The sequence below is a fragment of the Paenibacillus sp. 1SOY10 genome, from assembly GCF_056836745.1.
Genome location: NZ_JBXENK010000015.1, coordinates 53,828 through 77,743, shown reverse-complemented (window position 1 = coordinate 77,743; position 23,916 = coordinate 53,828). Strand labels below are relative to the sequence as shown.

The 23,916-nt window shown below is 47.3% G+C and carries 40 protein-coding genes; 4 read left to right on the top strand and 36 right to left on the bottom strand.

Annotated features, from left to right (window positions below; genetic code table 11):
• On the top strand, positions 1–223 hold a 223-nt coding region (locus AC1VOR_RS22045; protein WP_482621065.1), incomplete at its 5' end, for a hypothetical protein.
• Positions 224–260: 37 nt separating this feature from the next.
• Here the strand turns inward: AC1VOR_RS22045 and AC1VOR_RS22040 are convergent.
• Together AC1VOR_RS22040 and AC1VOR_RS22035 are read right to left on the bottom strand one after the other, a co-directional pair.
• Positions 261–491: a hypothetical protein gene (locus AC1VOR_RS22040; protein ID WP_482621064.1), complete on the bottom strand. Its 231-nt coding sequence runs from the start codon at positions 489–491 to the stop codon at positions 261–263.
• Between the two features lie 177 nt (positions 492–668).
• Positions 669–1,295: a stage II sporulation protein M gene (locus AC1VOR_RS22035; RefSeq protein ID WP_482621062.1), complete on the bottom strand. Its 627-nt coding sequence runs from the start codon at positions 1,293–1,295 to the stop codon at positions 669–671.
• Positions 1,296–1,417: 122 nt separating this feature from the next.
• On the opposite strand from AC1VOR_RS22035, the gene pdaB reads away from it, so the two are divergent.
• Positions 1,418–2,227 carry a polysaccharide deacetylase family sporulation protein PdaB gene (gene pdaB / locus AC1VOR_RS22030; protein ID WP_482621060.1) on the top strand — a complete coding sequence of 270 codons (810 nt, stop codon included), beginning with the start codon at positions 1,418–1,420 and terminating at the stop codon, positions 2,225–2,227.
• Positions 2,228–2,275: 48 nt separating this feature from the next.
• On the opposite strand, the gene AC1VOR_RS22025 is transcribed toward pdaB, so the two are convergent.
• On the bottom strand, positions 2,276–2,860 hold the full coding sequence (locus AC1VOR_RS22025) for a KinB-signaling pathway activation protein (protein WP_482621058.1): 585 nt from the start codon (positions 2,858–2,860) through the stop codon (positions 2,276–2,278).
• A gap of 135 nt (positions 2,861–2,995) precedes the next feature.
• Between AC1VOR_RS22025 and gerD the strand changes: the two genes are divergently transcribed.
• Entirely contained in the window at positions 2,996–3,769 is a 774-nt protein-coding gene (gene gerD / locus AC1VOR_RS22020; RefSeq protein ID WP_482621057.1) for a spore germination lipoprotein GerD, read from the top strand.
• A 27-nt stretch (positions 3,770–3,796) separates the two neighbouring features.
• Here the strand turns inward: gerD and AC1VOR_RS22015 are convergent, their stop codons facing one another.
• From AC1VOR_RS22015 to AC1VOR_RS21990, 6 genes are all read right to left on the bottom strand, one after another.
• Positions 3,797–4,903 (bottom strand): Mrp/NBP35 family ATP-binding protein, encoded by a 1,107-nt coding sequence (locus AC1VOR_RS22015; RefSeq protein ID WP_482621055.1) that lies wholly within the window; start codon positions 4,901–4,903, stop codon positions 3,797–3,799.
• 59 nt (positions 4,904–4,962) lie between these two features.
• A complete protein-coding gene (gene cwlD, locus AC1VOR_RS22010; protein ID WP_482621054.1) occupies positions 4,963–5,733 on the bottom strand; it encodes an N-acetylmuramoyl-L-alanine amidase CwlD in 771 nt (256 codons plus the stop codon).
• Between the two features lie 89 nt (positions 5,734–5,822).
• Positions 5,823–6,992: a sulfate adenylyltransferase gene (sat, locus tag AC1VOR_RS22005; RefSeq protein ID WP_482621074.1), complete on the bottom strand. Its 1,170-nt coding sequence runs from the start codon at positions 6,990–6,992 to the stop codon at positions 5,823–5,825.
• A gap of 43 nt (positions 6,993–7,035) precedes the next feature.
• Positions 7,036–7,728: a phosphoadenylyl-sulfate reductase gene (locus AC1VOR_RS22000; protein WP_482621052.1), complete on the bottom strand. Its 693-nt coding sequence runs from the start codon at positions 7,726–7,728 to the stop codon at positions 7,036–7,038.
• Positions 7,729–7,916: 188 nt separating this feature from the next.
• Positions 7,917–8,798, bottom strand: a complete 882-nt coding sequence (locus tag AC1VOR_RS21995) for an FMN-binding protein (RefSeq protein ID WP_482621073.1) — start codon at positions 8,796–8,798, stop codon at positions 7,917–7,919.
• Between the two features lie 114 nt (positions 8,799–8,912).
• Positions 8,913–9,821, bottom strand: a complete 909-nt coding sequence (locus AC1VOR_RS21990; RefSeq protein ID WP_482621050.1) for a helix-turn-helix transcriptional regulator — start codon at positions 9,819–9,821, stop codon at positions 8,913–8,915.
• A gap of 134 nt (positions 9,822–9,955) precedes the next feature.
• Between AC1VOR_RS21990 and AC1VOR_RS21985 the strand changes: the two genes are divergently transcribed.
• The gene (locus AC1VOR_RS21985; protein WP_482621048.1) at positions 9,956–10,417 is read left to right on the top strand and encodes a VOC family protein; all 462 of its coding nucleotides are present in this window, start codon (positions 9,956–9,958) and stop codon (positions 10,415–10,417) included.
• 154 nt (positions 10,418–10,571) lie between these two features.
• Here the strand turns inward: AC1VOR_RS21985 and rpsI are convergent, their stop codons facing one another.
• The 27 genes from rpsI to rplP form a co-directional block, all read right to left on the bottom strand.
• The gene (gene rpsI, locus AC1VOR_RS21980; protein WP_059048904.1) at positions 10,572–10,964 is read right to left on the bottom strand and encodes a 30S ribosomal protein S9; all 393 of its coding nucleotides are present in this window, start codon (positions 10,962–10,964) and stop codon (positions 10,572–10,574) included.
• Between the two features lie 19 nt (positions 10,965–10,983).
• Positions 10,984–11,421 (bottom strand): 50S ribosomal protein L13, encoded by a 438-nt coding sequence (gene rplM / locus AC1VOR_RS21975; protein WP_482621046.1) that lies wholly within the window; start codon positions 11,419–11,421, stop codon positions 10,984–10,986.
• A gap of 246 nt (positions 11,422–11,667) precedes the next feature.
• A complete protein-coding gene (locus AC1VOR_RS21970; RefSeq protein WP_482621044.1) occupies positions 11,668–11,826 on the bottom strand; it encodes a hypothetical protein in 159 nt (52 codons plus the stop codon).
• A gap of 36 nt (positions 11,827–11,862) precedes the next feature.
• Complete coding sequence (truA, locus tag AC1VOR_RS21965; protein ID WP_482621042.1) at positions 11,863–12,648, bottom strand: tRNA pseudouridine(38-40) synthase TruA; 786 nt, start codon at positions 12,646–12,648, stop codon at positions 11,863–11,865.
• A gap of 132 nt (positions 12,649–12,780) precedes the next feature.
• A complete protein-coding gene (rplQ, locus tag AC1VOR_RS21960; RefSeq protein ID WP_018753967.1) occupies positions 12,781–13,146 on the bottom strand; it encodes a 50S ribosomal protein L17 in 366 nt (121 codons plus the stop codon).
• A 37-nt stretch (positions 13,147–13,183) separates the two neighbouring features.
• Positions 13,184–14,128 carry a DNA-directed RNA polymerase subunit alpha gene (locus AC1VOR_RS21955; protein WP_018753968.1) on the bottom strand — a complete coding sequence of 315 codons (945 nt, stop codon included), beginning with the start codon at positions 14,126–14,128 and terminating at the stop codon, positions 13,184–13,186.
• Positions 14,129–14,259: 131 nt separating this feature from the next.
• Positions 14,260–14,655, bottom strand: a complete 396-nt coding sequence (gene rpsK / locus AC1VOR_RS21950; protein WP_059048900.1) for a 30S ribosomal protein S11 — start codon at positions 14,653–14,655, stop codon at positions 14,260–14,262.
• 19 nt (positions 14,656–14,674) lie between these two features.
• Positions 14,675–15,043 carry a 30S ribosomal protein S13 gene (gene rpsM / locus AC1VOR_RS21945; RefSeq protein ID WP_036712625.1) on the bottom strand — a complete coding sequence of 123 codons (369 nt, stop codon included), beginning with the start codon at positions 15,041–15,043 and terminating at the stop codon, positions 14,675–14,677.
• A gap of 20 nt (positions 15,044–15,063) precedes the next feature.
• Complete coding sequence (gene rpmJ, locus AC1VOR_RS21940; protein WP_003333770.1) at positions 15,064–15,177, bottom strand: 50S ribosomal protein L36; 114 nt, start codon at positions 15,175–15,177, stop codon at positions 15,064–15,066.
• Between the two features lie 193 nt (positions 15,178–15,370).
• Positions 15,371–15,586, bottom strand: coding sequence for a translation initiation factor IF-1 (infA, locus tag AC1VOR_RS21935; RefSeq protein ID WP_208917624.1), 216 nt, complete (start codon positions 15,584–15,586; stop codon positions 15,371–15,373).
• A gap of 2 nt (positions 15,587–15,588) precedes the next feature.
• Positions 15,589–15,903, bottom strand: a complete 315-nt coding sequence (locus AC1VOR_RS21930) for a KOW domain-containing RNA-binding protein (protein WP_059048899.1) — start codon at positions 15,901–15,903, stop codon at positions 15,589–15,591.
• Positions 15,904–15,906: 3 nt separating this feature from the next.
• A complete protein-coding gene (gene map / locus AC1VOR_RS21925; protein WP_482621038.1) occupies positions 15,907–16,659 on the bottom strand; it encodes a type I methionyl aminopeptidase in 753 nt (250 codons plus the stop codon).
• A 5-nt stretch (positions 16,660–16,664) separates the two neighbouring features.
• A complete protein-coding gene (locus AC1VOR_RS21920) occupies positions 16,665–17,309 on the bottom strand; it encodes an adenylate kinase (RefSeq protein WP_059048897.1) in 645 nt (214 codons plus the stop codon).
• 96 nt (positions 17,310–17,405) lie between these two features.
• Positions 17,406–18,707: a preprotein translocase subunit SecY gene (secY, locus tag AC1VOR_RS21915; protein ID WP_059048896.1), complete on the bottom strand. Its 1,302-nt coding sequence runs from the start codon at positions 18,705–18,707 to the stop codon at positions 17,406–17,408.
• Positions 18,707–19,147 carry a 50S ribosomal protein L15 gene (gene rplO / locus AC1VOR_RS21910; protein WP_482621035.1) on the bottom strand — a complete coding sequence of 147 codons (441 nt, stop codon included), beginning with the start codon at positions 19,145–19,147 and terminating at the stop codon, positions 18,707–18,709. The genes secY and rplO overlap by 1 nt, the downstream gene beginning before the upstream one ends.
• A 50-nt stretch (positions 19,148–19,197) precedes the next feature.
• Positions 19,198–19,383 carry a 50S ribosomal protein L30 gene (rpmD, locus tag AC1VOR_RS21905; protein ID WP_059048894.1) on the bottom strand — a complete coding sequence of 62 codons (186 nt, stop codon included), beginning with the start codon at positions 19,381–19,383 and terminating at the stop codon, positions 19,198–19,200.
• 12 nt (positions 19,384–19,395) lie between these two features.
• Positions 19,396–19,893 (bottom strand): 30S ribosomal protein S5, encoded by a 498-nt coding sequence (gene rpsE / locus AC1VOR_RS21900; protein WP_482621033.1) that lies wholly within the window; start codon positions 19,891–19,893, stop codon positions 19,396–19,398.
• Between the two features lie 26 nt (positions 19,894–19,919).
• Positions 19,920–20,288, bottom strand: coding sequence for a 50S ribosomal protein L18 (gene rplR, locus AC1VOR_RS21895; RefSeq protein WP_059048893.1), 369 nt, complete (start codon positions 20,286–20,288; stop codon positions 19,920–19,922).
• A gap of 83 nt (positions 20,289–20,371) precedes the next feature.
• Positions 20,372–20,914 carry a 50S ribosomal protein L6 gene (rplF, locus tag AC1VOR_RS21890; protein ID WP_482621031.1) on the bottom strand — a complete coding sequence of 181 codons (543 nt, stop codon included), beginning with the start codon at positions 20,912–20,914 and terminating at the stop codon, positions 20,372–20,374.
• A 30-nt stretch (positions 20,915–20,944) separates the two neighbouring features.
• Entirely contained in the window at positions 20,945–21,343 is a 399-nt protein-coding gene (gene rpsH / locus AC1VOR_RS21885) for a 30S ribosomal protein S8 (protein WP_018753981.1), read from the bottom strand.
• Positions 21,344–21,374: 31 nt separating this feature from the next.
• Entirely contained in the window at positions 21,375–21,560 is a 186-nt protein-coding gene (locus tag AC1VOR_RS21880) for a type Z 30S ribosomal protein S14 (RefSeq protein WP_013312154.1), read from the bottom strand.
• A 41-nt stretch (positions 21,561–21,601) separates the two neighbouring features.
• Complete coding sequence (gene rplE, locus AC1VOR_RS21875; protein WP_482621028.1) at positions 21,602–22,144, bottom strand: 50S ribosomal protein L5; 543 nt, start codon at positions 22,142–22,144, stop codon at positions 21,602–21,604.
• Between the two features lie 33 nt (positions 22,145–22,177).
• Entirely contained in the window at positions 22,178–22,531 is a 354-nt protein-coding gene (gene rplX, locus AC1VOR_RS21870; protein WP_482621026.1) for a 50S ribosomal protein L24, read from the bottom strand.
• Between the two features lie 39 nt (positions 22,532–22,570).
• On the bottom strand, positions 22,571–22,939 hold the full coding sequence (gene rplN, locus AC1VOR_RS21865) for a 50S ribosomal protein L14 (RefSeq protein WP_059048890.1): 369 nt from the start codon (positions 22,937–22,939) through the stop codon (positions 22,571–22,573).
• Positions 22,940–22,975: 36 nt separating this feature from the next.
• Positions 22,976–23,239 (bottom strand): 30S ribosomal protein S17, encoded by a 264-nt coding sequence (rpsQ, locus tag AC1VOR_RS21860; protein ID WP_482621024.1) that lies wholly within the window; start codon positions 23,237–23,239, stop codon positions 22,976–22,978.
• A gap of 51 nt (positions 23,240–23,290) precedes the next feature.
• The gene (gene rpmC / locus AC1VOR_RS21855) at positions 23,291–23,491 is read right to left on the bottom strand and encodes a 50S ribosomal protein L29 (RefSeq protein ID WP_482621022.1); all 201 of its coding nucleotides are present in this window, start codon (positions 23,489–23,491) and stop codon (positions 23,291–23,293) included.
• Positions 23,481–23,915, bottom strand: a complete 435-nt coding sequence (gene rplP, locus AC1VOR_RS21850; RefSeq protein WP_059048888.1) for a 50S ribosomal protein L16 — start codon at positions 23,913–23,915, stop codon at positions 23,481–23,483. The genes rpmC and rplP overlap by 11 nt, the downstream gene beginning before the upstream one ends.
• Between the last annotated feature and the right edge of the window lies 1 nt (position 23,916).

Here is a 23,916-nt window from a genome sequence, read left to right as displayed (position 1 = left end):
CTTGCTGACGAGAACTTTCGTTCTCTGTATTTCTTACTCACTCGTTGTTCAGTTTTCAAAGATCAACCTGTCTTTTACTTCATCACCGCGTTTCAGCGGCGACTTTTATAATATATCACAGGCAATGCTGTTTTTGCAAGAGTTTTTTGAAAAAACTTATTTAACTCTTTTTCGCTTAGCCTGTAGCTCATCCCGCCCAAAGCAGGGACGAATGCTAATTTAACATAAGCTTCGCCCTGCCGTCAACTCCTAATTTCATATTAGGGCTTTGCTTGTGGAAGACGTACCCGGCGGGCATATTTAGATAGCTCTCGTGAAGGAGCAAAGCGAGCGTACATCCGAAATACCGTTTTGTAACGGTTGGCGATGGCCTGACGTATATCCTCATCCAGCCGCATATCGCTCATATCGAGTAACATTTCATCTAATTCTTTTCTAAGCACATAGTCCAATTCCTTGTATTCATGGTCGGTAAATAGCATACCCAACATTGCGCAACATCTCCTCGCTCAGCATAGTTATCCGGTACAGGCCACGGGGGAACGTCGTTATCAAACATTACCCTCTCCCCCTAAGCCGAAACCAACTTCTAAAGGCGCTTTAATGGTATGCACATATTTTTGGAAAATTATGAATGCGGAAGAAAAGTTTTATCCCATGAATTAGAATTAGGATGAGGTGCCTCCCATTAGATAAAAGGTTAAGGTGCTCTCCACGATAGCGGCCACCAGCAGTAATATAACAATCCACACTGCACCGCGCCCCAGGCTGACAAAGAATTCCCGCCATTTCACGGTCCGGTCGGAAGCATCCCTTGCTCCAAGCTCCCCCAGACTCTTCAAGGCCAGATAACCGAACTGCATACCAAAGCCTGCAGCCAGAAGTATAGCCGGAATCTCAATAATCCCGTGCGGCAACAATCCCCGTACAATCATCTCCAAAACATTAGTCCCGCCGGAGCCTGCATAGGCAACTACAAATCCCAATATGAGGCCATTCATGAGCAGAAAGAAAAATGGAATGACTCCCAACAATGCGCCAAGCAGCATAATAGCTACGCTTTTGATCGAATTATTTGCAAAAATAAAGAGGAAGAAGCTCAGCTCAGGATTGTCCGATGCTGCCAAGTTGCGACTATGCTCCCCCAAACGCTCAATTTCTGGCATAATCAAGCCAGCTATGGATTCTACATTACTTGCTCCCACGAAAGCTCCCGCTGCAAAAATAATCAGAGCAATCATCATCGCTGTTCTATATTTAAATATGTCTCGGCCAAAATGCCGGATTGAGAACATTTTATCTCCTCCTTCTATGTTGTAGGGACAAGGACGTCATAAAGCTTGGATAACCGCATACATTGTACAAGCGGACCAGTTCCATATCATTCATTCTGATGAAGAGAGGGGCTAATTATTTCATGAATAACTTCTTCTATGTCCTGAGCGGGAAGAAAATCAAGCGGTTTTTCTTTGTATTTGTTGCAGCCCTGTTTACGGCCGGCATCATTTACGTAGAGCAGGGACACGTAACCGTGTTCTCCGAGGAGGGCGCACCATCGGCCATCTATAGTGTGTCCACAAGCAAAAAAGTCATTGCCCTGACCTTCGATATCAGTTGGGGCGATACGCGGGCTGAACCCATCCTGAAGGTGCTTAAGGATAAGAATGTGCAGAAGGCCACCTTCTTCCTGTCCTCCCCGTGGAGCAAAACTCATCCGCAAATTGTGCAAGCCATCCAGCAGCAGGGCTATGAAATTGGCAGCCATGGTCATAAGCACGTCAATTACAGCAGCTTAAGTGATGAGGAAATACAGCAGCAGCTTAGCACAGCTCACACCATCCTAAGCGATTTGACGGGCAAGGCTCCGAATTTGCTTCGTTTGCCCAATGGAGATTTTGATAAGAGAGTGCTTCAGATTGCTGCCAATCAGGGATATCAAGTTATTCAATGGGACACCGATTCCCAGGACTGGATGAACAAAGGCGTACAAACGATTGTGGACCGTGTTACCAAGAAAGCCCACCCTGGCGATATCGTCTTGTTTCATGCCAGCGATTCCGTCAAGCAAACCCATGAGGCACTGCCGCTGGTAATCGATGAATTAAGAAAGCAAGGATACGAATTCGTCAGCGTGACTGACCTTCTTCAAGAGGCCAGCGTTCAAGGCAATGATGTTCGAGATCAAACCTGGGTGCAAGAGCAGATTAATACAGCGGTCGGTATGTGAATAGGAAGGCAAACAACGCCCAATTTACCAGATTGGGCGTTGTTTTGTTTATTTTCGAGGCTTCAAAACACGGTGCAAAATTAAAATTTGATATGCATTGCAAGCGATCAGTGGTGCAACAATCCAGGCCGTAGCTTGATTGACATTAATCTGCAATACACCCACCATCTCCACAATGGTGAACGCCAGCATAAAGAACAAAGTAGGAATCCAGGCCGTAGCATTAGTCATCTTGACCTTGTAATAGGCAGTGCCCAGCCCGATGAACAACAGCACCACACCCAAGATGAGATCGGAATTCCCCCGCTCGCCGACCCCCATGAAGCTGCGGAAGAACATTAATTCCAGCAGAGCCAAAACGGCAAACACCAGTTGAATGTATTGCCATACCCTTCTGGAGAATATTCCACTCCCCATGTAATTAACCATCAAATAAGCAAAAAAGCCCATTTGCGAATAAACGCTGACCATCACACCAACACCGAGCAGAATTCCGATATTGACGAGTACGTCAGTGATTCCCTTATACTGCATCGTGTCCGTCCATTGTATCAACAGACCTACGATCAACGAACCGGCCGCACCAACGGCTAGCGTTGTCCAAAATAAATAAAGCCAATTTTTCAGGTTCAAACCATACACCCCCACTACCGAAATATTTTACCAACGATCCCGTTAAAAAACCATGGTTTTCCCGCTTTTGGTCGGGATAAATCTGCCGTGAGTCTGCATACTAACCTTAGTAATAAGGATAAGGAGGAAGGGACCATGAAAGGGCGGGCTATCCGTTGGATTTTATGCTTCTTATGTGCATTTACTCTTCCGTTAGCAGCATGCGGTTCTGAACAAAGCTCCTCCTCTTCACAAGGCGGAAGCTATAAAGAAACCAAATCCATGGTGATTGACATCCTGAAGACGGATGAAGGCAAGAAGGCCATATATGAGGCACTCAGCACTCCTCAGAGCAGCAGCGGCGAAGAGGAAGGCGGCGGTTCGGAAAGTGGAAGCGGTGGTGGTGAAGAAGGCCAAGGTGGAGGACAAGCACAAGGCGGAGGGACAATGGGTGTGAAGATGCTGCTCCCTTCTAACACTTCCAGCGAGGTCAGAATGGCGGTCAAGGAAACGATCACTTCTCCGGAATATAAGAAGGAAATCGAGAAGATTATGACTGACCCGCAATTTGCCGGAGACTTTGCCAAGGCCATCAATTCCCAGAGCAAGGATCTGCATCTGCAATTAATCAAGGACCCTACGTATCAGAAATCGGTATCCGAGATGATGAAATCTCCGGAAGTCATGAAGATATTTCTTGATCTAACCAAGACCCCGGATTACCGTAAGCAATCCATGACGGTGATGCAGGAAGCGATGCAAAGTCCTATATTCCGTATGGAAGTGCTTGAACTGTTGAAGACCGTCGTTCAGGAACAGCTCCAGCCAAGTGTGGAGAAGGAGCCTAAGAAAGAGGAAAAGAGCGGCGGCGAGGAAGAAAGTGGGCAAAGTGAAGAGGAAAGCAGCGGTGGTGGTGAAGAATCTTCTTAAGGTTAAAAAAAGACTGACCCTGCGGGGTCAGTCTTCGCATTTTGCCACGATGGTTCGGGCTAAATCAGCATATAGTTGACCAACCCGGCTTTCGGCCTTGTAGACAGATGGGGAGAAATCTGGCTCCGCGGGATGATTATCCGGTGCCCCAAGCGGAATTTGGGCCAGCAATTCTGCATGCAACGCTTCGGCCAATTGCGCTCCGCCGCCACGCCCGAATACATATTCCTTCTTGCCACATTTGGAGCATTCATAATAAGCCATATTCTCGACGACACCCAGCACTTCATGCTCGGTGCGTAGTGCCATTGTTCCCGCTCTGGCAGCTACGAAAGCAGCCGTTGCGTGCGGGGTTGTCACAATGATCTCCCGACTCTGCGGAATCATCTGATGGACGTCCAGAGCGATGTCCCCCGTGCCGGGCGGAAAGTCGAGCAGCAGGTAATCCAGTTCCCCCCACCGCACGTCGCTGAAGAACTGACGGAGCATTTTGCCGAGCATGGGTCCTCGCCAAATAACAGGATTATTATCCTGGATAAAGAATCCCATGGACATCACCTTCACGCCGAACCGCTCCACCGGCAATATTTCCCCTTCTTCCACCAACGGTGCTTCCTCAATTCCCATCATATCGGGAATACTGAAGCCATAGATATCGGCATCAATGAGTCCAACTTTCTTGCCTTGCCGGGCCAGGGACACCGCCAGGTTCACCGTCACGGTAGATTTGCCGACGCCTCCCTTGCCGCTGGCCACGGCTATGAACTGCACACCAGACCTCGGATCGAGAATGGGCAACTTTTCTAGTCCTGCGCCATGCCCTTTAAGGGCTGGCTGAGGAGCTTCGTCTTCATCTACAGGCTGCGGCCCCAGTGCCGCCTCGCGCTCTTGCTCAGACGCTTCACGGACGCGCAGATGCACATCCGGAATACCCAGGCTAGATAGTCGCTCACGGATATCCCGCTCCACCTCAGCCTGTTGTTCACTATTCTTGTCTACACACAGTACGGTTAACGATACTCTGTCTTCTTTAATCATGATATCGCGAATCCACTGCAAGTCCACCAGACTTAATCCGGAAGCAGGCTCCGCAACTGGCCGCAAAGCCGCTTGAAGTTGTTCCTTCGTTACCAATAACAGCACCTCGACTTTATCAGATAATGGACAGGTCCATGATGTTGTTTATTATACCATTACCTGACATCCTGTGCCGGGGTTTGTCCCTTCTCGCCAGATGAATATCGCAAAATCCCTTGGTAAATGGAAGCCGCCACCTTGCGTTGATAAGCCTCATTGCCAAGCAGACGTGCTTCTTCAGGGTGAGATAAGAACCCTACTTCCACCAGTACCGAAGGAATCTTAACCGTCTCCAGCAAGTACACCTTCTGGTCCGCCGGCTTGGCGACCCGATCCGTATTTTCCAAGTTCCGTGTCAACTCCTCCTGGACCATTGCAGCCAGGGTTGGACTATCAGCATGATTGGGATAATAGAAGGTTTGAGCCCCACGCCAGCGTGGCGAAGGAATGCTGTTCATATGAATGCTCACCAATAAGTTGGCTTGCTGTTCCTCCACAAACCGAACTCGGGTCTTCAAATCCTCTGTCTTGCGTTTACTATATCCTCTTGTATCCGGAGCAGCAAGGTCCTTATCCTCTTCACGGGTCATGACCACAATAGCACCCGCTTGCTGTAAATAATCACGAAGGTATAAAGACACGGCCAGGTTAATATCCTTCTCGATCAAACCTTCCCGACTACTCGCTCCTCCATCCGGTCCGCCATGTCCTGCATCCAGGACAATCACCTTCCCGGCCAGCGGCAAACTCCAATACTTCCATACCTTTTGGGCAGGCACCTGATAAAGGGCAACCCCCATCACCAGCGTCAGTAGCAAGACACCCAATAATGTCAGCTTAATATGACTCAAGGAAATCCATAGCGTCACTTTCTCACGATCGCGCATAAAAAAGCCACCTTTCTCCCTTCATGACATTACTCATGATATGGGACAAGGTGGACAAATATGACTTACTACCTGCGGTTATTACGCAGTTACTGAGGTACGTGCTGCTTCATCCCTTCAATCAAGATTTGTGCCACCTCAGGTCTTGTAAATTCTGGCGGTGGACACACTCCTTCACGCAGCAGTCCTCGCACCTTGGTGCCAGACAAGGTTAAGTGATCTTCGTGAGGATGAGGACAGGTCTTGCTGGAAGCCATGTTGCCGCATTTGGTACAAAAAAAGCTATGCTCAAAAAACAGCGGTGATATATCCAGTTCCTCCGCTGTGAAATTGCCAAAAATCTCCTGGGCCTCATAGGTCCCGTAGTAGTCGCCTACACCCGCGTGATCCCGACCTACGATGAAGTGCGTACAACCATAATTCTTCCGCACAATGGCATGGAATATGGCTTCCCTTGGCCCAGCATAACGCATCGCCGCAGGGAATACCCCTAGAAAGGTCCGATCCTCAGGGTAATAGTTCGTCAGCAAGGTCAAATAGCTGCTCATGCGCACATCTGCAGGAACATCATCGGATTTCGTCTCCCCTACCAACGGATTCAGAAATAACGCATCGACGATTTCCATCGCACTCTTCTGAATATATTCATGGGCCCGATGTACAGGATTACGGGTTTGGAATCCAACTACGGTTCTCCACCCTTTCTCAGCAAAAATACGCCGAGTCTCTACCGGATCAAAATAAAATTCCCGGAAGCGCTCCGGCTGTGGTCGATTCAGCACCTGTACGGAACCACCTGCATAATGAGGAGAGCGTTCAAGCAACTTCTTGACACCGGGATGCTCCGGATCATCGGTCTTGAATACATTTCGTGCTTCTTCTCCCTGATCCACAGCGAATATACTCTCAATGTCCAGCAGACCATATATAATTCCATCCTGTTCGCCCACCAGTGCAACCCGCTCACCTATTTCCAGAGCTTTGGCTTGTTCTCCGGGAATAGAGAGAGTGATAGGAATACTCCAGGGGGTGCCATACTGAAGCCGCATCTTCTGCACTACAGCGTGATAGTCGGCTTCGTTCAAGAAGCCCGTTAACGGCGAGAAGGCTCCTACTCCAATCAAATCCAAATCGGAAATGGCCCAGGCATTGAGGCGGATGGCGGGAAGCCCTCCGGCCACACTGAGAAGGTGTTCTCTCTCTTCCCCTGTTACTAACCGATTAATCAGGCTACCTCCATGCGGTAAAATCCTCGTCACTTGATCTCCTCCAGTCGTGATTTCCATGGAACCGTCTTCTGCACTATTTGTGCAGACCGCATTCCGTTTTCTCCGATCCGGCCCAACGTCCTGCACGCGGGTCCTCTCCAGGCATGACCTGCCGCGTACAATACTCACAACCAATACTCGGATAATTGCGCTCATGCAATGGATTGTATATGACTTCATTCTGCCGAATATATTGCCACACATCTTCTGACGTCCAATGAGCTATAGGATTAAATTTGATGAGGCCAAATTTGCTATCGTATTCAATCTTCTTGGCGTTAGCCCGAGTTGGCGCTTGATCCCGGCGTATGCCGGTAATCCATGCCTCATAATTGGATAAAATTCGGGTTAGCGGCTCTACCTTTCGCAGATTACAGCATGCATTAGGATCTGTCTTCCAAAGTGCTTCACCATACTGATGTGCCTGCTCTTCGGGAGTTAACTTGGGTGATACCCGCACAAATTCAAGTTCATACCTCGCCTCCAGCAAGTCTCGAGTTTCGTAGGTCTCTGCAAAATGAAAATCGGTATCCAGGTAGAAGATATCGCTGGAAGGGCTAATCTTCTGCAGCATATCGACCAGCACGACATCCTCAGCGCCAAAGCTACAGGCAAAGGTGATGTTCGGAAAGGTTTGGACAGCCCAGGCAATGACTTCTTCCGGGGCCGCGTGTTCCAGTTCCTCCGCCTTCTCTTCAATGAGCCGTTCTTTTTCCAACAAGTTCAATGTTCTCGGACCTCCCGCAATAGGTTGGTTATAGATGGAATAATTCCCACTAAACACATTTGAATTATAATTAGAGTATAAAACAACATCGTTATAAGTCAACCCATAAAAAGGGACGTGCATCAAAAAAAGGATCTGTCCCCGAATATCAGGAAGCAGATCCTTTTTTCATCTAGCGTTGTACTTGATTACTCTTCTATCTTGATGGCATGGGCTGAGGTATCTCCGACTTCTGCCATTTCATCCAAAGCGTACTCTACAAGAGCCTTGAAGTTATTGGAGGATGTAGTTGCTCCTGCAATAACATCGACATCGCCAACTAATTGCTTATCAATCAGCGCCTTCTCCAGCTCTTCCGTATACTTGGCCGGATAAGTCCCTGATTTAGGCTCCATTGCCGCCTTATACCCTTCATCCTCTGTCTTAAGCTTGCCTTCCTCATTCGTATAGTCGAAGTTGGCCGATTCAATCTTGTGATCCTTAATCACCAGTTCCAGTTGTGGCTTCCAGCCATGATCATCGAAGGCTTCGGCCGCTACGTTATAGGTGCCATCGTCATAAAGATGAACTACAGCATCACTGGTATCCCCTGTCTTGGCATGTTCCAGAGCTGCAGCCGCCAATTCATTGAAGTTCCGCGAGGAATGGGTTGCTCCCGTCACGGCATCTACCTTGGACGCATCCTGGGCCTCTACCAGCTTGGTTCCCAATTGATCAAAGGCTTCACGCGGCGACATTTTGTTGAAATCAGTAAATGCCTTAGTGTAATTCTCGTCGTTGGTTCTTAAATCTCCACTCTCATTGGTGTAATCATAATAGGCCTTCTCGACCTTTCCATCTTTCACTGTAACTTCAACGTATGCAATCCAGTTTCTTACGTCCTTACGGTCATAAATCCCCTTATAAGTTCCATCTTGCAGATCTCCACCAGCCGCTGTACCGCTCGCTGGTGCTGCTGCATCATTGCCACCGCCGTTCCCCGCAGCAGCATTGTTCGCAGGTTCTTGAGCGTTGCCACCACAAGCGGCAAGTACCAAGGCAAGGATGAGTACAGATCCAATCACTTTCATATTTTTCAAAATAACGACCCCCATTTTTTTACATTGTTGTTATTTCTCCTAGATAGTAACATGGGGGCATTTTTCATGTATGTGAATTTTTGCACATTATAATGGGCTTCAGGCTTAATAAGCCTCAAGCATGGCAGCCAAGAATGCTTTGTATTGTTCCACATAGGACAAAGGCTCAATAATCTTAATGTCTGACCCGAACCCAGCCAAGAATTGAAACCCCTCCCGATCCTGAGGAACGCCAATTGAAGCGATCAGACGCTCCGGATTAGAGGCATCAATACATTTGCGGCCATATCTCTCAACTAATTGTTCTCTGATACGCGGTGTGATCAGCACTTGGATATCGACGAGCTTGCTGTAATAATTCTTTGGCTCCAGATTGCTGGCACTATCCTCTCTTGGGGAGAATCGCCCCTGTTCCAACCTGCATTGCTCGGTTCTGGACAATTTGAATGTTCGGTATGCCTGACGATCAAGGCAATAACCTTTGAGATACCAACTCCGCTCGCTGAAATGAAGATAGTAAGGTTCCACCGTCCTTTTTGTAGCGACTCCGTTCCGATCGAGATAGTCGAAAGAAAGCAAGTTGTTTTGCGCAATGGCCTGCTGACATACATGCAGAATGGAATGGGTGTCTGACCGACCTTCCCAATCGTAGAAGGAAAGTTGAATAACTCCCTTACGTGAGGTAGAGCTAAGCATGGATTGTATTTTCTTAATCGTTAGCTCCACTTCTTTACTCACCAGCAATTGCTCCAGTCCGCTAAGTGCAGTCAACAAATTCTCCAGGTCTGCCTGAGTTAACAAGCGCTTATCCAATTTGTAGGTATCCATAATAGCATAGCCTCCATGAACCCCATGAATGGCATAAATCGGAATGTTGGCTAAGCCCAGCATTTCCATATCACGAAGAATCGTGCGTTTGCTAACATTGAACATATTGGCAAACGCCGAGGCTGACACTGTAGTTTTTTGCAATAAAATCATTACAATGGAGATCAACCGCTCCAGTCTGTTCATACGTACCTCCTGTGTTCAGGCTTGCCTGTTTTATAAGGCATAAATTACTTTTTATCCTACTGCAAAATAGATGACAACAAAGATGTCACCTATTATACCTCATACTGTCTATATACAAAAAAGGAGGTATTACAATGGCAGTAATAACGTATTTGAATTTTGATGGTAACGCAGAGGAAGCAATCACTTTTTATACTCGGGCGTTTCAAGCCGATCATGTAAAGAAGGTTCGTTTTGGTGACATTCCGCAGAATCCTGAGTACCCCTTACCGGAGCCTGAGCAGGCTATGATTATGGAATCGTCTCTGGAGTTTGCCGGTGGACGATTGATGATATCCGACGTGTTACCATCTATGAAGAGTACCATGGGTGAGGTTGTGAAGGGGAATAATGTACTCATTTCTATTGTGATTGATGACAAAGATACCCTGCAGCAATATTTTGACCAATTGTCCGATGGCGGTCATGTAATTATGCCGTTAGGAAGCGTACCTTGGTCCTCTTGCTTTGGAATGCTGGTTGATCCTTTCGGGATCGTATGGAAATTCAATAGCGATGCAGACAAATTCCTTGATCAGGTGTTGTCGGGCTTTTAAACGATAGCTAACCTGGCCCCCAAGGTGACTTTTGTTAGAGCTTGCCCATTTGTTATCACTGATGACATTGGGATAGGCTCTTTTTAGTGTGCGTAAAAAAAAAGCCCCTGACCACGAGGGCCAAGGGCTGAGATTCCTTGAGATACAAGGGATATTAACGTTTCGAGAACTGAGGAGCACGGCGAGCTGCTTTGAGGCCGTATTTCTTACGTTCTTTCATACGTGGGTCACGAGTCAAGAAGCCAGCTTTCTTCAAGCTGGAACGCAACTCAGGATCTGCTTTGAGCAATGCACGGGAGATACCGTGACGAATTGCGCCTGCTTGACCAGAAGTACCGCCACCATGAGCGATAACCAATACGTCATAGCTACCCAACGTTTCAGTCAAAGTCAAAGGTTGTTTAACGATCAGTTTAAGAGTTTCCAGACCAAAATATTCATTGATGTCACGTTTATTAATGACAATGCGTCCTTCACCCGGTACAAGGCGAACACGAGCTACCGAATGTTTACGACGACCTGTCCCATAGTATTGTACTTGTGCCATGAAACTGTCCTCCTTTTAATTAACCGCGAAGTTCGTAAACTTCAGGATTTTGTGCTGCGTGTGGATGCTCATTGCCTGCATATGCTTTCAGTCTCAGCTTCATCTTCTCGCCTTGACGAGTCTTAGGCAACATTCCGTAAACAGCGGCTTCAATTACACGTTCTGGCTTAGTTCTCAGCATATCCTTAGCAACGGTTACTTTCAGACCGCCTGGATGCAGGGAATGACGATAGTATTTTTTGTTATCCAATTTCTTACCTGTCAAAGCAATTTTCTCGGAGTTGATTACGATAACAAAGTCACCGCCGTCAACGTGTGGAGTAAATTGTGGTTTGTGTTTACCGCGAATAAGAGCAGCAACTTCGCTAGCCAGACGGCCCAACGTTTTGCCTTCGGCATCAACAATATGCCAATTGCGCTCAACTTCGCTTGGCTTCGCCATATAAGTGGTACGCATGTAAAGATCCTCCTTCAATTTCATCCGTTATGGTTCAGTAATGCTGAGAACGATCTTGCTCTTCGGGTACATGACCTTCTCAGCATCTTTATCTTTGATCGTTTCATTTCATGTTTGGTTAGTTAATAAAACTAGCTCAATCGGCTTTCTCGATTGGGGGCTGTGGGATAGCCATCAAGAAAACACAACTTTTATTCTACAGAATACAGGATCAATTTGCAAGCTTTTTTTCGCGAATTACGCCTGTTAATCAAACAAATCTCCAAACACGTCTAGCACTGATTTTTTCTTCCGCTTGTGATACCCCTTATCGTCCCCATACCGTGTCTCCTTGCGGTCAAAAGAACGTGGAACATCCTCGTCGTAGCCTGGATGACGTGGTTCTCTCGGGCGATCATATTCCATATGTTACGTATGACACCTGCCAGGGTTTCACTCGAATCATTGATCTTCATACTCCACATTCCAGAGCATAAGTCCTTTACTTTCAGCCGTTGGTCCGGCTGCCGCCCGATCCTTCGCCTCCAGAATATCCTTCATACTGACAGCAGCGCGTTTTCCTTCTCCCACTTGCAGCAAAGTCCCCACGATGATACGAACCATGTGCTGAAGGAATCCATTCCCCGTAATATACAGATGAATGACACCCTGATCTTGTCCCTTGATTCCACTGCCGGGAATATCCATGGATGGGTCCATCACCAGACGTGCATCATATATAGTACGAACATGACTTGTCTTCGTAGAGTGACGGGAGGCAAACGAGGTGTAATCATGGGTTCCCAATAAAAAAGGTAAGCCCTCACGCATCGCCTCCAAATCAAGTTGACCCGGATGATGAAGCTGGTAGTTGCGGTGGAACACATCTGGCACCCGATTAGCATTGATGGTGTATCGATACGTTTTCCGCTTGGCTGATCGCCGGGAATGAAAGGCTAATGGGACCTCCTTGGCGGAAATAACCCGAATGTCGGCAGGAAGACGACCATTTAGCGCCATTCTCCAGCGTTCCACAGGGATCTGCGATTCTGTATGAAAGTGAAAGGGCTGCTCACGGGCATGTACTCCTGCATCTGTACGTCCGGAACCATGAATTTTAATGGTCTCTCCGGTAAGATGCTGAATGGCGGCTTCGATATGATCCTGCACCGTATTGCCGTCCGGCTGTGTTTGGAATCCAAAATAAGGAGTCCCATCATAGCTGACAGTCATAAGCAAATTACGCATCGGGTTCTTCCTTTCTAGGTCGGATTAGTCAAGCTATCCAGACACATACATAAAAAAACTCTCCGAAAGCCATGCCTGGGCGGCAAGCCGACAGAGAGTTTTTGCAAGTAGAACAAAGTGGTCTGCCGGGAATTAAGCCCGGTCTACCAGTTCCAGATAAACCATAGGAGCAGCGTCACCGCGGCGAGGTCCCAGCTTGAGGATACGAGTGTATCCGCCTGGACGGCTGGAGTAACGAGTTGCCAATTCACTGAACAGCTTTTGGATTGCATCCTGCTCACCATCGATAGATTCGCGGCGAACATAAGCTGCTACTTGACGGCGGGCATGCAGATCACCACGTTTTGCTTTGGTAATCAGCTTCTCAGCGATCGAACGAACTTCTTTCGCTTTCGCTTCCGTCGTTTGGATGCGCTCGTATAAGAACAGGTCGGTTACCAAGTCACGAAACAAAGCTTTACGTGCACTGGCATCGCGGCCTAACTTTTGGTATGCCATGAGTTTTCCCTCCTTCGCTAGAACGATTCAAGCTATCTTACTCTTCTGTACGCAATCCCAAACCAAGCTCTTCAAGCTTCTCTTGAACTTCTTCCAAAGATTTACGACCCAGGTTACGCACCTTCATCATATCTTCTTCTGTTTTCGTGGTCAGCTCTTGTACCGTATTGATACCAGCACGTTTAAGACAGTTATAGGAACGAACGGAGAGATCAAGCTCTTCTATCGTCATTTCAAGCACTTTTTCCTTCTTGTCTTCTTCCTTCTCGACCATGATTTCTGCGTCTTTCGCTTCGTCCGTGAGGCCCACGAACAGGAAGAGATGCTCGGTCAAAATCTTGGCACCGAGACTAACCGCTTCTTCAGGTCTAATACTGCCATCGGTCCACACTTCAAGCGTGAGCTTGTCGTAGTTGGTCACTTGGCCAACACGGGTGTTCTCCACCGCGTAGTTGACGCGAGTAATCGGGGTATAGATCGAATCGACAGGAATGACACCAATCGGCTGATCGTCTCGTTTGTTCCGATCTGCTTGAACATAACCACGACCGCGACCCGCATAAATACGCATGTGAAGTCTTGATCCCGGCTCTAACGTAGCAATATGCAGATCCGGATTAAGAATTTCAACATCACTATCCGCACGGATGTCACCTGCTGTGATAACTCCTTCGCCTTCCGCATCGATCTCAAGGATTTTCTCCTCGTCCGAGTGGATTTTAAGCGAAAGAGCCTTCAAGTTCAGGATAATTTCCGTAACGTCTTCCATTACGCCTGGGACGGTTGCAAATTCATGCAGAACTCCATCGATTTGGACCGAGGTTACCGCAGCACCCGGCAGAGAAGAGAGCAAAATCCGGCGAAGCGAGTTGCTCAATGTGATGCCATACCCACGCTCAAGTGGTTCTACTACAAATTTCCCATAGGTGCCTTCATCGTTAACTTCTACGGTCTCAATTTTTGGCTTTTCGATTTCTATCACGAAGTACCCCTCCTTCAAAACGTCGTTCCTTGAAAACTGCCAGGTTTGCTGAAGTCGATCATGCAGTATGCCTAAACAACCATTGTTTCCAATTGGCCCTATTGTTATACCACAGCTTCAGTACGGCTTCATTAAACGCGGCGGCGTTTTGGAGGACGGCAGCCGTTATGAGGAATCGGAGTTACGTCTTTAATCATGTTAACTTCAAGGCCTGCCGCTTGCAAGGAGCGGATAGCGGCTTCACGACCTGCACCAGGACCTTTAACCATAACTTCAACACTCTTCATGCCATGTTCCATGGCTGCTTTAGCCGCAGATTCTGCAGCCATTTGCGCAGCAAATGGAGTAGACTTACGAGAGCCTCTGAATCCAAGGCCGCCGGAGCTGGCCCAAGAGATCGCATTACCATGCGGATCTGTAATGGTAACAATCGTATTATTGAAGGTGGAGCGGATATGTGCCACACCAGATTCAATATTTTTCCGGTCACGACGTTTAGTACGTACGACTTTCTTTGGTTTAGCCATTGTCTGTTATCCCCCCTTCTTACTTCTTCTTGTTCGCTACAGTACGACGAGGACCCTTACGAGTACGGGCATTCGTTTTCGTACGTTGTCCGCGAACCGGCAAGCCGCGACGATGACGCACTCCACGGTAGCAGCCAATTTCGATCAAACGCTTAATATTTAAGGAAATTTCACGACGCAGGTCACCTTCAACCTTGACCGTCTTGTCGATCGTTTCGCGTAGTTTGCTAACCTCATCTTCCGTCAAATCACGAACACGAGTGTCCGGATTGATGCCTGTTGTGCTCAGGATTTTCTGGGAAGTCGTTTTACCGATTCCGAAAATGTAAGTTAAGGCGATCTCAACGCGTTTATCACGTGGCAAATCCACACCAGCTATACGTGCCATTTTACGCTACACCCCCTTCATTAACCTTGTTTTTGTTTGTGTTTCGGATTTTCGCAAATCACCATGACATTGCCTTTGCGACGAATGACTTTGCATTTTTCGCAAATCGGCTTTACAGAAGGTCTTACCTTCATGCTGATTACCTCCTTAAAGTTTTGCTGAGCAAAACTACTTCGTAAGGATAAGCTTTGTTTTACATTAAGTAAAACGGACCCTGAAGCATCCGCTAGTTTGCGAAGCATTCTTAGGCTTGTAAATCATAAATAGAACCTTGAAACAACTCAACCTGAATATTGTACCACACTTTTTCGGTAAATGGTATAGCTATTATTTACGGTAAGTGATACGTCCCTTGCTTAAATCATAAGGTGAAAGCTGTATCACAACCTTGTCTCCCGTCAAAATACGAATAAAGTGCATCCGCAGCTTGCCGGAAACGTGAGCGAGAATTTGATGACCATTCTCAAGCTCAACTCTAAATGTTGCATTCGGCAACGGCTCAATCACCGTGCCTTCGACTTCAATGACATCCTCTTTAGCCACAGTCAGTCTCCTTTCTCTTCAGCCATAGAATTGGCGGTATTTTGATAAACGACCACTGCATGCCGCAGTTTGCCATTCGTCACCCGACCGGTTTCCTGTAAATTATGAACAATCTCGCTGCTGACTATGGGCAGTAGCTCAAGGTGCTGGGCATTTTTACGCTTTGGCTGGTCAAACTTGCGTTTGTTTCCGTCCGCGATCCAGACGAATCTGTCGTCTACGATCCCGATAATCACATAAATAGCCCCGGCATCCCTGCCTTTAAGAACTTTCACCAATTGACCGATCTGCGGTTCTATGCGGTGCTTCACGTTCATCACCTACGCATCCAGCTTCGTGAAAATTTCCATACCGTTCGGCGTCACGGCTACTGTGTGCTCAAAGTGAGCGCATAATGAGCCATCAACCGTAACCACTGTCCAGTTGTCTTCCAACGTTCTGACATATCGCTTCCCTACATTAACCATCGGTTCAATGGCCAGGACCATTCCCGGCTTAAGCCGCGGGCCCCGATCAGGCAATCCGTAGTTGGGAATTTGCGGTTCCTCATGCAGATCCGAGCCGATGCCGTGTCCGACATATTCCCGAACCACCGAGAATCCGGCAGCTTCGATAAATTGCTGAATGGCATGCGAGATCGTGAACAACCGGACATCCGGCTTAACGAGTGCAAGACCCGCATACAACGATCCTTCGGTGACTTCCAGTAGTTTCTTGGCTTCCTCCGAAATCTCGCCTACCGGATAAGTCCACGCTGAGTCGCCATGAAACCCACGGTACTCCGCGCCAATATCCAGAGTGATGATATCGCCTTCGTTCAATTTACGTTTGCCAGGAAAACCGTGTACCAATTCTTCGTTGACCGAAGCGCAAATGCTGTAAGGAAAACCGTTGTAGTCCTTAAAGGACGGCACGGCGCCCTGACTGCGAATGTATTTATCGGCGAGTTGATCGAGTTCCCCCGTCGTAACTCCTGGCTTAATCGATTGCGCCATAAGCCTGTGCGTTTCCGCAACGATCCGCCCCGCTTCTCTCATAAAGCCCAGTTCCGTTTCGGATTTACAAATGATCATTACACCTAACCTCGCAGTAATGATATGACTTCTTTCGAAACCATATCGATTTCCTGTTCGCCATTCACTTCGCGCAACAGGCCTTTATCTTCGTAAAACTTCAAAAGCGGTGCGGTTTTGTTGATATATTCGTCCAAACGAGTACCCACGCTCTCTTCATTATCATCAGAACGCTGGTAAAGCTCGCCGCCGCATTTATCACAAATCCCTTCCTGACCCGGAGGATTAAAGATCACATGATAAGTGGCACCGCAGGATTTGCAGATCCGACGTCCGGTTAGCCGCGCTAGCAACTTGTTCCGGTCCACTTTCAAGTTGATGACATGATCCAGCTTGCGACCCAGACCTTGTAGCAACTCCTCCAGCGATTCCGCTTGCGAAAGGGTTCTTGGAAAACCGTCCAATAAAAAACCTTTTTCGCAATCGGGCTGCTGCAAGCGTTCGCGCACGATCCCTACTGTCACATCATCAGGCACCAGAAGTCCCTGGTCCATATATTCCTTCGCTTTCATCCCCACTGGTGTTTGCTGTTTGATCGCCAGGCGAAATGCATCGCCGGTAGAGATATGAGGAATACCGAATTCGTTAACGATGACCTCGGCTTGTGTTCCTTTCCCTGCTCCGGGAGGTCCCATGAATAAAAGGTTCATGTCTTACGCTCCCTCCAAGACTCCTCTATAACAAGAAATAGCGCAGTTAGGTGCCAGGCAAGGCCGATTGAACAGCCCACTCCTGGTACCCACCGACTATTTATTGATGAAACCTTTATAGTGACGTTTGATCAATTGGCCTTCAATGGTCTTCATCGTATCCAGCGCAACGCCGATAACGATCAGAATTGAAGTACCCCCGATCAAAACTGTACGCGGTAGTCCGGCCAATGCTCCCAATCCCATAGGAAGGATGGAAATTGCGGCAAGGAACAACGCACCTGTCATCGTCAAACGGGTCAGGACCCGAGTGAGATAGGTTTCCGTCGTTTTCCCCGGGCGAATACCCGGAATATATCCACCATTTTTCTTCATGTTCTCAGCCATTTGCTGCGGGTTCATCTGTACGAAAGTATAGAAGAACGTAAAGCCAATGATCATAACAACATAAAGCACCATTCCAAGCGGACGGTTGGTGGACAGGTTATTACTGATCCATTGCGCCCAGCCGTGCGTCGACCAGAAGCTGGCGATGACGACAGGGAATTGCAGCAAGGAAACCGCGAAAATAACCGGAATAACGCCGGCTGCATTAATTTTGAGCGGAATATGTGTATTCTGCCCGCCATACATTTTGTTGCCTACCACGCGTTTTGCATATTGCACCGGAATTTTCCGGATTGCTTGTTGGACGTAAATTACGCCAATAACAATCAGTACGCAAACGAGTAAGATCGCGATAGATTTAACCACATTCATAAAGGTTTGGCCATCTACGATAAACTCGGATTGAGCAATCGTCGTGATATGTGTAGGGAACGAAGCAATGATCCCGGCAAAGATAATCAGCGAAATCCCGTTGCCGATTCCTTTATCCGTAATTTGCTCACCCAACCACATAAGGAACGACGTCCCGGCAGTCAACACAATAGCGATGACAAGATAGTCCGCAAAGGTTGCATTCGGTACCATTTGTGTACCATACAAACGGTTAAAGCCAATCGATGTAGCAAAGGATTGAATGATCGCCAAGATCACCGTACCGTAGCGGGTGATTTGAGCCATCTTTTTCTTACCATGCTCCCCTTGCTTGGCCCATTCCGCAAATTTCGGAATAACATCCATGGACAAGAGTTGCACGATAATGGAAGCCGTGATATAAGGCATAATCCCGAGAGCGAAAATGGAGAAATTCGCAAGTGCGCCCCCCGAGAAAGTGTTCAAAAAACCTAGCAAGTCGCTTCCTGCTGTATTGTTGGTTGCTTCAAAGACATCTTTGTTCACACCTGGTACCGGAACGAAGGATCCAATCCGATAGATGAGAAAGATAAACAACGTGAATAGGATACGCTGGCGCAGATCTTGAACGTGCCATATGTTCTTAATGGTTTTAAACATTAGATCACCTCGGTTTTACCGCCGGCAGCCTCGATTTTCTCTACCGCAGATTGAGAGAACTTATTCGCTTTAACTGTCAGTTTGACAGTAATTTCACCGTTGCCCAGGATCTTGATGCCGCTTTTCGCGTCTTTCACGATTCCTTGTTCAAACAACAGTTCAGGAGTAACTTCTGTATCCGCCGCAAAGTTGTTTAAATCCTCGATGTTCAAAATCGCATACTCTTTCCGCGTTGGATTAACAAACCCGCGTTTTGGCAAGCGACGATACAGCGGGTTTTGACCGCCTTCGAAGCCTGGACGCACACCACCGCCAGAACGGGAGTTTTGACCCTTGTGACCGCGTGTTGATGTTTTACCCATACCGCTACCTGTACCGCGACCCACGCGTTTGCGTTCGTGACGGGAGCCAGGTGCTGGGGAGAGCTCATGTAACTTCATCGTTCGTTGCACCTCCTTATTTATTGTTGGCACTTAAAACATTCAAAACCTTAGCCTTCGATTTCTTGAACCGAAACCAAGTGGCTCACTTGATTAACCATGCCGCGAATGGCTGGATTATCATTATGAACTACGGATTGGTTGATTTTACGAAGTCCCAAAGTTTTAACGGTAGTACGTTGGTTCCCCGGACGACCGATCAAACTACGCACGAGGGTAATTTGCAGTTTAGCCATGAGATTCCCTCCTTAACCGAGAAGTTCTTCGACGGATTTACCGCGTAATTTCGCAACATCCTCAGCGCGTTTCAGACGGGACAAGCCTTCCAAAGTCGCGTTGACCATGTTAATGGAATTCGAAGAACCTAAAGATTTTGTCAAAATGTCGCCTACACCAGCAAGCTCAAGTACGGCACGAACTGGACCGCCAGCGATTACCCCGGTACCTTCCGATGCTGGTTTCAACAGCACGCGGCCGGCTCCGAAATGCCCGATTACTTGGTGAGGAATCGAAGTTCCCACGAGTGGAACATGTACAAGATTTTTCTTAGCATCTTCAATTCCTTTGCGAATCGCATCAGGAACTTCGCCTGCTTTGCCGATACCGGCGCCAACCCAACCGTTGCCGTCGCCGACAACGACCAGCGCGCTGAAGCTAAAACGACGTCCGCCTTTAACTACTTTAGCTACGCGGTTAATGTTTACAACTCTTTCAGTCAGTTCTAAAGTATTCGGATCTACACGCAAGTCGTTAACCTCCTTTTAATGATATTTTAGAATTCCAGACCTGCTTCGCGAGCTGCGTCAGCGAGTGCCTGAATACGTCCATGGTACAGGTATCCTCCACGGTCAAATACAACATTCTTGTGACCTTGCTCTTGAGCACGTTTTGCGATCAATTCGCCAACTTTGCGAGCTGATTCCACGTTGGCACCGTTACCGATAGCAGTGCTCAATTCTTTATCAACGGTCGAAGCGCTAGCCAGCGTTACGCCTGCTACGTCATCGATCAATTGTGCATAGATATGTTTGGAAGAACGGTATACGTTCAGTCTTGGACGAGCTGCCGTTCCTTGGATTTTTCTCCGTACACGCAGATGTCTTTTCAGACGAGCTTTGTTCTTATCACCTTTTGTAATCATGACTTCGATTTCACTCCCTTCGGTTTACCGTTACGCACATTTCTTATCAAGACGCCAGAAAGTGAAGCCTGTTAAGAAGAGGTTTATTTCTTCTTACCAGCCTTACCTTCCTTGCGAATGATGCGTTCGCCTTCATACTTAATCCCTTTGCCTTTATAAGGCTCTGGTGCACGAACAGCACGAATGTTAGCGGCATATTCGCCTACACGCTCTTTGTTGATCCCTTTTACGATGATCTTCGTATTCACAGGTACTTCGAATTCAATACCTGCTTCCGGAGTGATTTCTACCGGATGGGAGTAGCCAACGTTCAGAACGAGTTTGTTGCCGGCCAAGCTTGCGCGGTAACCAACGCCAACCAGTTCGAGCGTTTTGGTGAAGCCTTCCGTTACTCCACTGACCATGTTGTTCACAACGGAACGAGTGGTACCATGCAGTGAACGATGCAATTTATTATCAGAAGGACGTTCAACAGTAATCACGTTTTCTTCAAGTGCTACCTTGATGTCCTTGTGAAGCTCACGAGTCAAAGTGCCTTTCGGCCCTTTTACCGTAATCACGGCATTATCAAATGTGACGGTGACGCCACTTGGTACTGTAATTGGTTTGCGACCAATACGAGACATTTATTGCACCTCCTTGTTATAAGACGTTAATTACCAAACGTAGCAGACAACTTCGCCGCCAGCTTTGGACTGACGAGCTTCCTTGTCGGTCATGACTCCCTTGGAAGTGGAGATGATCGCGATACCTAAGCCGCCGAGGACACGAGGAACTTCGTTACTTTTCGTGTACACGCGAAGGCCTGGTTTACTGATTCTCTTAAGTCCAGTAATTACGCGCTCATTGTTAGGGCCGTATTTCAGGAAAATACGAATCAGCCCTTGTTTGTTATCATCAACATATTCCGCATCACGGATGAAACCTTCACGCTTAAGGATTTCAGCGATTTGTTTCTTGATCGTGGACGCAGGCAGTTCTACCGTTTCGTGACGAACTGTGTTCGCATTACGAATACGTGTAAGCATATCTGCAATTGGATCTGACATAGTCATACGTGTAAACCTCCTTCCCGTTGTTGATTAATTACCAGCTTGCTTTTTTCACGCCAGGAATCTGGCCTTTATAAGCTAATTCACGGAAGCAAATTCTGCAAATTTTGAACTTTTGCAATACCGAATGTGGACGACCACAACGTTCGCAGCGAGTATAAGCCCGCACTTTAAATTTAGGCGTACGTTGTTGTTTAACTTTCATCGAAGTTTTAGCCACTTAGCCTGACACCTCCTAAATAGTTTCGGAGAATTAACTCTTTACTTTGCAAATGGCATACCCAGTGCTGTCAAGAGCTCACGGGATTCTTCATCTGTCTTCGCTGTAGTTACGAGGACGATATCCATACCGCGTACTTTATCCACTTGATCGTATTCGATCTCGGGGAAAATCAGTTGTTCTTTCAGACCCAGCGTGTAGTTGCCACGACCGTCGAATGCTTTCGTCGATACACCGTGGAAGTCACGGACACGCGGAAGCGTAACATTGAACAGTTTGTCGAGGAAATGGTACATGCGATCACCGCGAAGAGTAACCTTTACACCAATCGGCATGTTCTCACGAAGTTTGAAACCGGCAATGGATTTCTTAGCGCGCGTGATTACTGGCTTTTGACCAGCGATCAGTTGCATGTCATTCACTGCAGAATCAAGTACTTTGGAGTTTGCTACCGCTTCACCAACACCCATATTGATAACAACTTTCTCAATCTTAGGCACTTGCATAACTGTCGTATAGTTAAATTTTTGAACCAAAGCAGGTGTCACTTCGTTCAAAAAGCGTTCTTTTAATCTTGTTGCCATGAATCATGGACCTCCTTTCTTTGCGTTCCTGGATTAGTCGATTACTTCTCCGGATTTTTTAGCTACACGAACTTTCTTGCCGTTGTCCAATACTTTGTAACCGATACGGGTTACTTTTCCGCTCTTCGGATCAACGTGCATTACGTTCGAAGCATGAATCGGAGCTTCTTTCTCAATGATGCCGCCTTGTGGGTTGAGCTGATTTGGTTTTTGATGTTTCTTAACCATATTCACGCCTTCCACAAGCACGCGATTTTCGCGTGGGTATGCTGCGATGACGCGGCCCTTTTTGCCTTTGTCTTTACCGGAGATCACGATAACCGTATCTTCCTTCTTGACATGCAGCTTATTGTTATGAGATTCAAGAATCTTTTTCAGTCTAGGCACTTGTTTTACACCTCCTATTATTTCGGGGTAGGGGCTTTATTAGATAACTTCCGGAGCCAAGGAAACGATCTTCATAAAGTCTTTATCGCGAAGTTCACGAGCAACTGGTCCGAAGATACGTGTTCCGCGTGGGCTTTTATCTTCTTTCACAACAACCGCTGCATTCTCATCAAATGCGATGTATGAACCGTCTTTACGACGAACCGAACGTTTTGTACGAACAACAACCGCTCTGACTACATCACCTTTTTTGACAACGCCGCCTGGTGTTGCTTGTTTGACGGAACAAACGATCAGATCACCGATTTGCGCCGTGCGACGACCCGTACCGCCCAGAACGCGGATACACATCAATTCCTTCGCGCCGGAGTTGTCAGCCACATGCAAACGTGTAAATGGTTGAATCATGGATATTTCCTCCTTTCGGTCTATGCTACCGTGCTATTAGATGATAATCGCTGCTTCAACGACTTCAACGAGTCTCCAGCGTTTGTCTTTGGACAACGGACGCGTTTCGGCGATTTTAACAATATCTCCGATTTTCGCAGTGTTGTTCTCGTCATGCGCTTTAAATTTCTTCGTGTATTTAATGCGCTTGTGGTACAAATTATGTTTCTTATAGGTTTCTACAGCAACAACGATTGTTTTGTCCATCTTGTCGCTGACGACTTTACCAATTTGCACTTTACGGCTGTTACGTTCGCTCATGGTTAGCCTCCTTCCTGGACTTAAGCATTTCTCTTATCCGAGTAACGCTTCTTAGCTAGTAATTCCAAGTTCTCTTTCACGAATCACGGTTTTAGCACGAGCTATTTCCTTACGCACATCGCGAATCCGAGTCGGGTTGTCAAGCTGGCCGGTAGCCAACTGGAAACGGAGGTTAAAGAGTTCCTCTTTAAAGCCTGCGATTTTTGTTTCGATTTCTGCAGTGGTTAAGTTGCGAAGTTCATTAGCTTTCATTTGCTTCACCACCCAATTCTTCACGTTTCACAAACTTCGTTTTGATCGGCAGCTTGTGAGCAGCAAGACGCATTGCTTCACGTGCGATTTCTTCGGATACACCTGCAAGCTCAAACATGATTTTGCCTGGCTTAACAACGGCAACCCATTTCTCTACGTTACCCTTACCGCTACCCATCCGGACTTCAAGAGGCTTTTGAGTAATCGGTTTATCAGGGAAAATTTTAATCCATACTTTACCGCCACGTTTCATGTAACGCGTCATTGCAATACGCGCTGCTTCAATCTGACGGTTCGTAATCCAAGTAGGTTCCAGAGCTTGCAGACCGTATTCACCGAAGTTGAGTTCGGTGCCGCCTTTTGCTTGGCCTCTCATGCTACCGCGTTGTTGCTTGCGGTGTTTTACACGTTTTGGTACCAACATG

Bases quoted from the DNA above. Each gene is read 5' to 3' on its own strand.
- truA (WP_482621042.1), bottom strand. From the start codon at position 12,648: ATGCGTAATTTGCTTATGACTGTCAGCTATGATGGGACTCCTTATTTT.
- AC1VOR_RS21985 (WP_482621048.1), top strand. From the start codon at position 9,956: ATGGCAGTAATAACGTATTTGAATTTTGATGGTAACGCAGAGGAAGCA.
- rplQ (WP_018753967.1), bottom strand. From the start codon at position 13,146: ATGGCATACCAAAAGTTAGGCCGCGATGCCAGTGCACGTAAAGCTTTG.
- gerD (WP_482621057.1), top strand. From the start codon at position 2,996: ATGAAAGGGCGGGCTATCCGTTGGATTTTATGCTTCTTATGTGCATTT.
- rplP (WP_059048888.1), bottom strand. From the start codon at position 23,915: ATGTTGGTACCAAAACGTGTAAAACACCGCAAGCAACAACGCGGTAGC.
- rplO (WP_482621035.1), bottom strand. From the start codon at position 19,147: ATGAAGTTACATGAGCTCTCCCCAGCACCTGGCTCCCGTCACGAACGC.
- pdaB (WP_482621060.1), top strand. From the start codon at position 1,418: ATGAATAACTTCTTCTATGTCCTGAGCGGGAAGAAAATCAAGCGGTTT.
- rpsH (WP_018753981.1), bottom strand. From the start codon at position 21,343: ATGACTATGTCAGATCCAATTGCAGATATGCTTACACGTATTCGTAAT.
- rpsI (WP_059048904.1), bottom strand. From the start codon at position 10,964: ATGGCACAAGTACAATACTATGGGACAGGTCGTCGTAAACATTCGGTA.
- AC1VOR_RS22035 (WP_482621062.1), bottom strand. From the start codon at position 1,295: ATGTTCTCAATCCGGCATTTTGGCCGAGACATATTTAAATATAGAACA.
- rpsK (WP_059048900.1), bottom strand. From the start codon at position 14,655: ATGGCTAAACCAAAGAAAGTCGTACGTACTAAACGTCGTGACCGGAAA.
- AC1VOR_RS22040 (WP_482621064.1), bottom strand. From the start codon at position 491: ATGTTGGGTATGCTATTTACCGACCATGAATACAAGGAATTGGACTAT.
- rpsM (WP_036712625.1), bottom strand. From the start codon at position 15,043: ATGGCACGTATAGCTGGTGTGGATTTGCCACGTGATAAACGCGTTGAG.
- rplM (WP_482621046.1), bottom strand. From the start codon at position 11,421: ATGCGTACCACTTATATGGCGAAGCCAAGCGAAGTTGAGCGCAATTGG.
- rplR (WP_059048893.1), bottom strand. From the start codon at position 20,288: ATGATTACAAAAGGTGATAAGAACAAAGCTCGTCTGAAAAGACATCTG.
- map (WP_482621038.1), bottom strand. From the start codon at position 16,659: ATGATCATTTGTAAATCCGAAACGGAACTGGGCTTTATGAGAGAAGCG.
- secY (WP_059048896.1), bottom strand. From the start codon at position 18,707: ATGTTTAAAACCATTAAGAACATATGGCACGTTCAAGATCTGCGCCAG.
- rpmD (WP_059048894.1), bottom strand. From the start codon at position 19,383: ATGGCTAAACTGCAAATTACCCTCGTGCGTAGTTTGATCGGTCGTCCG.
- rpmC (WP_482621022.1), bottom strand. From the start codon at position 23,491: ATGAAAGCTAATGAACTTCGCAACTTAACCACTGCAGAAATCGAAACA.
- rplF (WP_482621031.1), bottom strand. From the start codon at position 20,914: ATGTCTCGTATTGGTCGCAAACCAATTACAGTACCAAGTGGCGTCACC.
- rpmJ (WP_003333770.1), bottom strand. From the start codon at position 15,177: ATGAAGGTAAGACCTTCTGTAAAGCCGATTTGCGAAAAATGCAAAGTC.
- cwlD (WP_482621054.1), bottom strand. From the start codon at position 5,733: ATGCGCGATCGTGAGAAAGTGACGCTATGGATTTCCTTGAGTCATATT.
- rpsQ (WP_482621024.1), bottom strand. From the start codon at position 23,239: ATGAGCGAACGTAACAGCCGTAAAGTGCAAATTGGTAAAGTCGTCAGC.
- AC1VOR_RS21920 (WP_059048897.1), bottom strand. From the start codon at position 17,309: ATGAACCTTTTATTCATGGGACCTCCCGGAGCAGGGAAAGGAACACAA.
- AC1VOR_RS21995 (WP_482621073.1), bottom strand. From the start codon at position 8,798: ATGAAAGTGATTGGATCTGTACTCATCCTTGCCTTGGTACTTGCCGCT.
- rplE (WP_482621028.1), bottom strand. From the start codon at position 22,144: ATGGCAACAAGATTAAAAGAACGCTTTTTGAACGAAGTGACACCTGCT.
- AC1VOR_RS21990 (WP_482621050.1), bottom strand. From the start codon at position 9,821: ATGAACAGACTGGAGCGGTTGATCTCCATTGTAATGATTTTATTGCAA.
- AC1VOR_RS21930 (WP_059048899.1), bottom strand. From the start codon at position 15,903: ATGAACGTGAAGCACCGCATAGAACCGCAGATCGGTCAATTGGTGAAA.
- rplN (WP_059048890.1), bottom strand. From the start codon at position 22,939: ATGATTCAACCATTTACACGTTTGCATGTGGCTGACAACTCCGGCGCG.
- AC1VOR_RS21970 (WP_482621044.1), bottom strand. From the start codon at position 11,826: ATGGAATATGATCGCCCGAGAGAACCACGTCATCCAGGCTACGACGAG.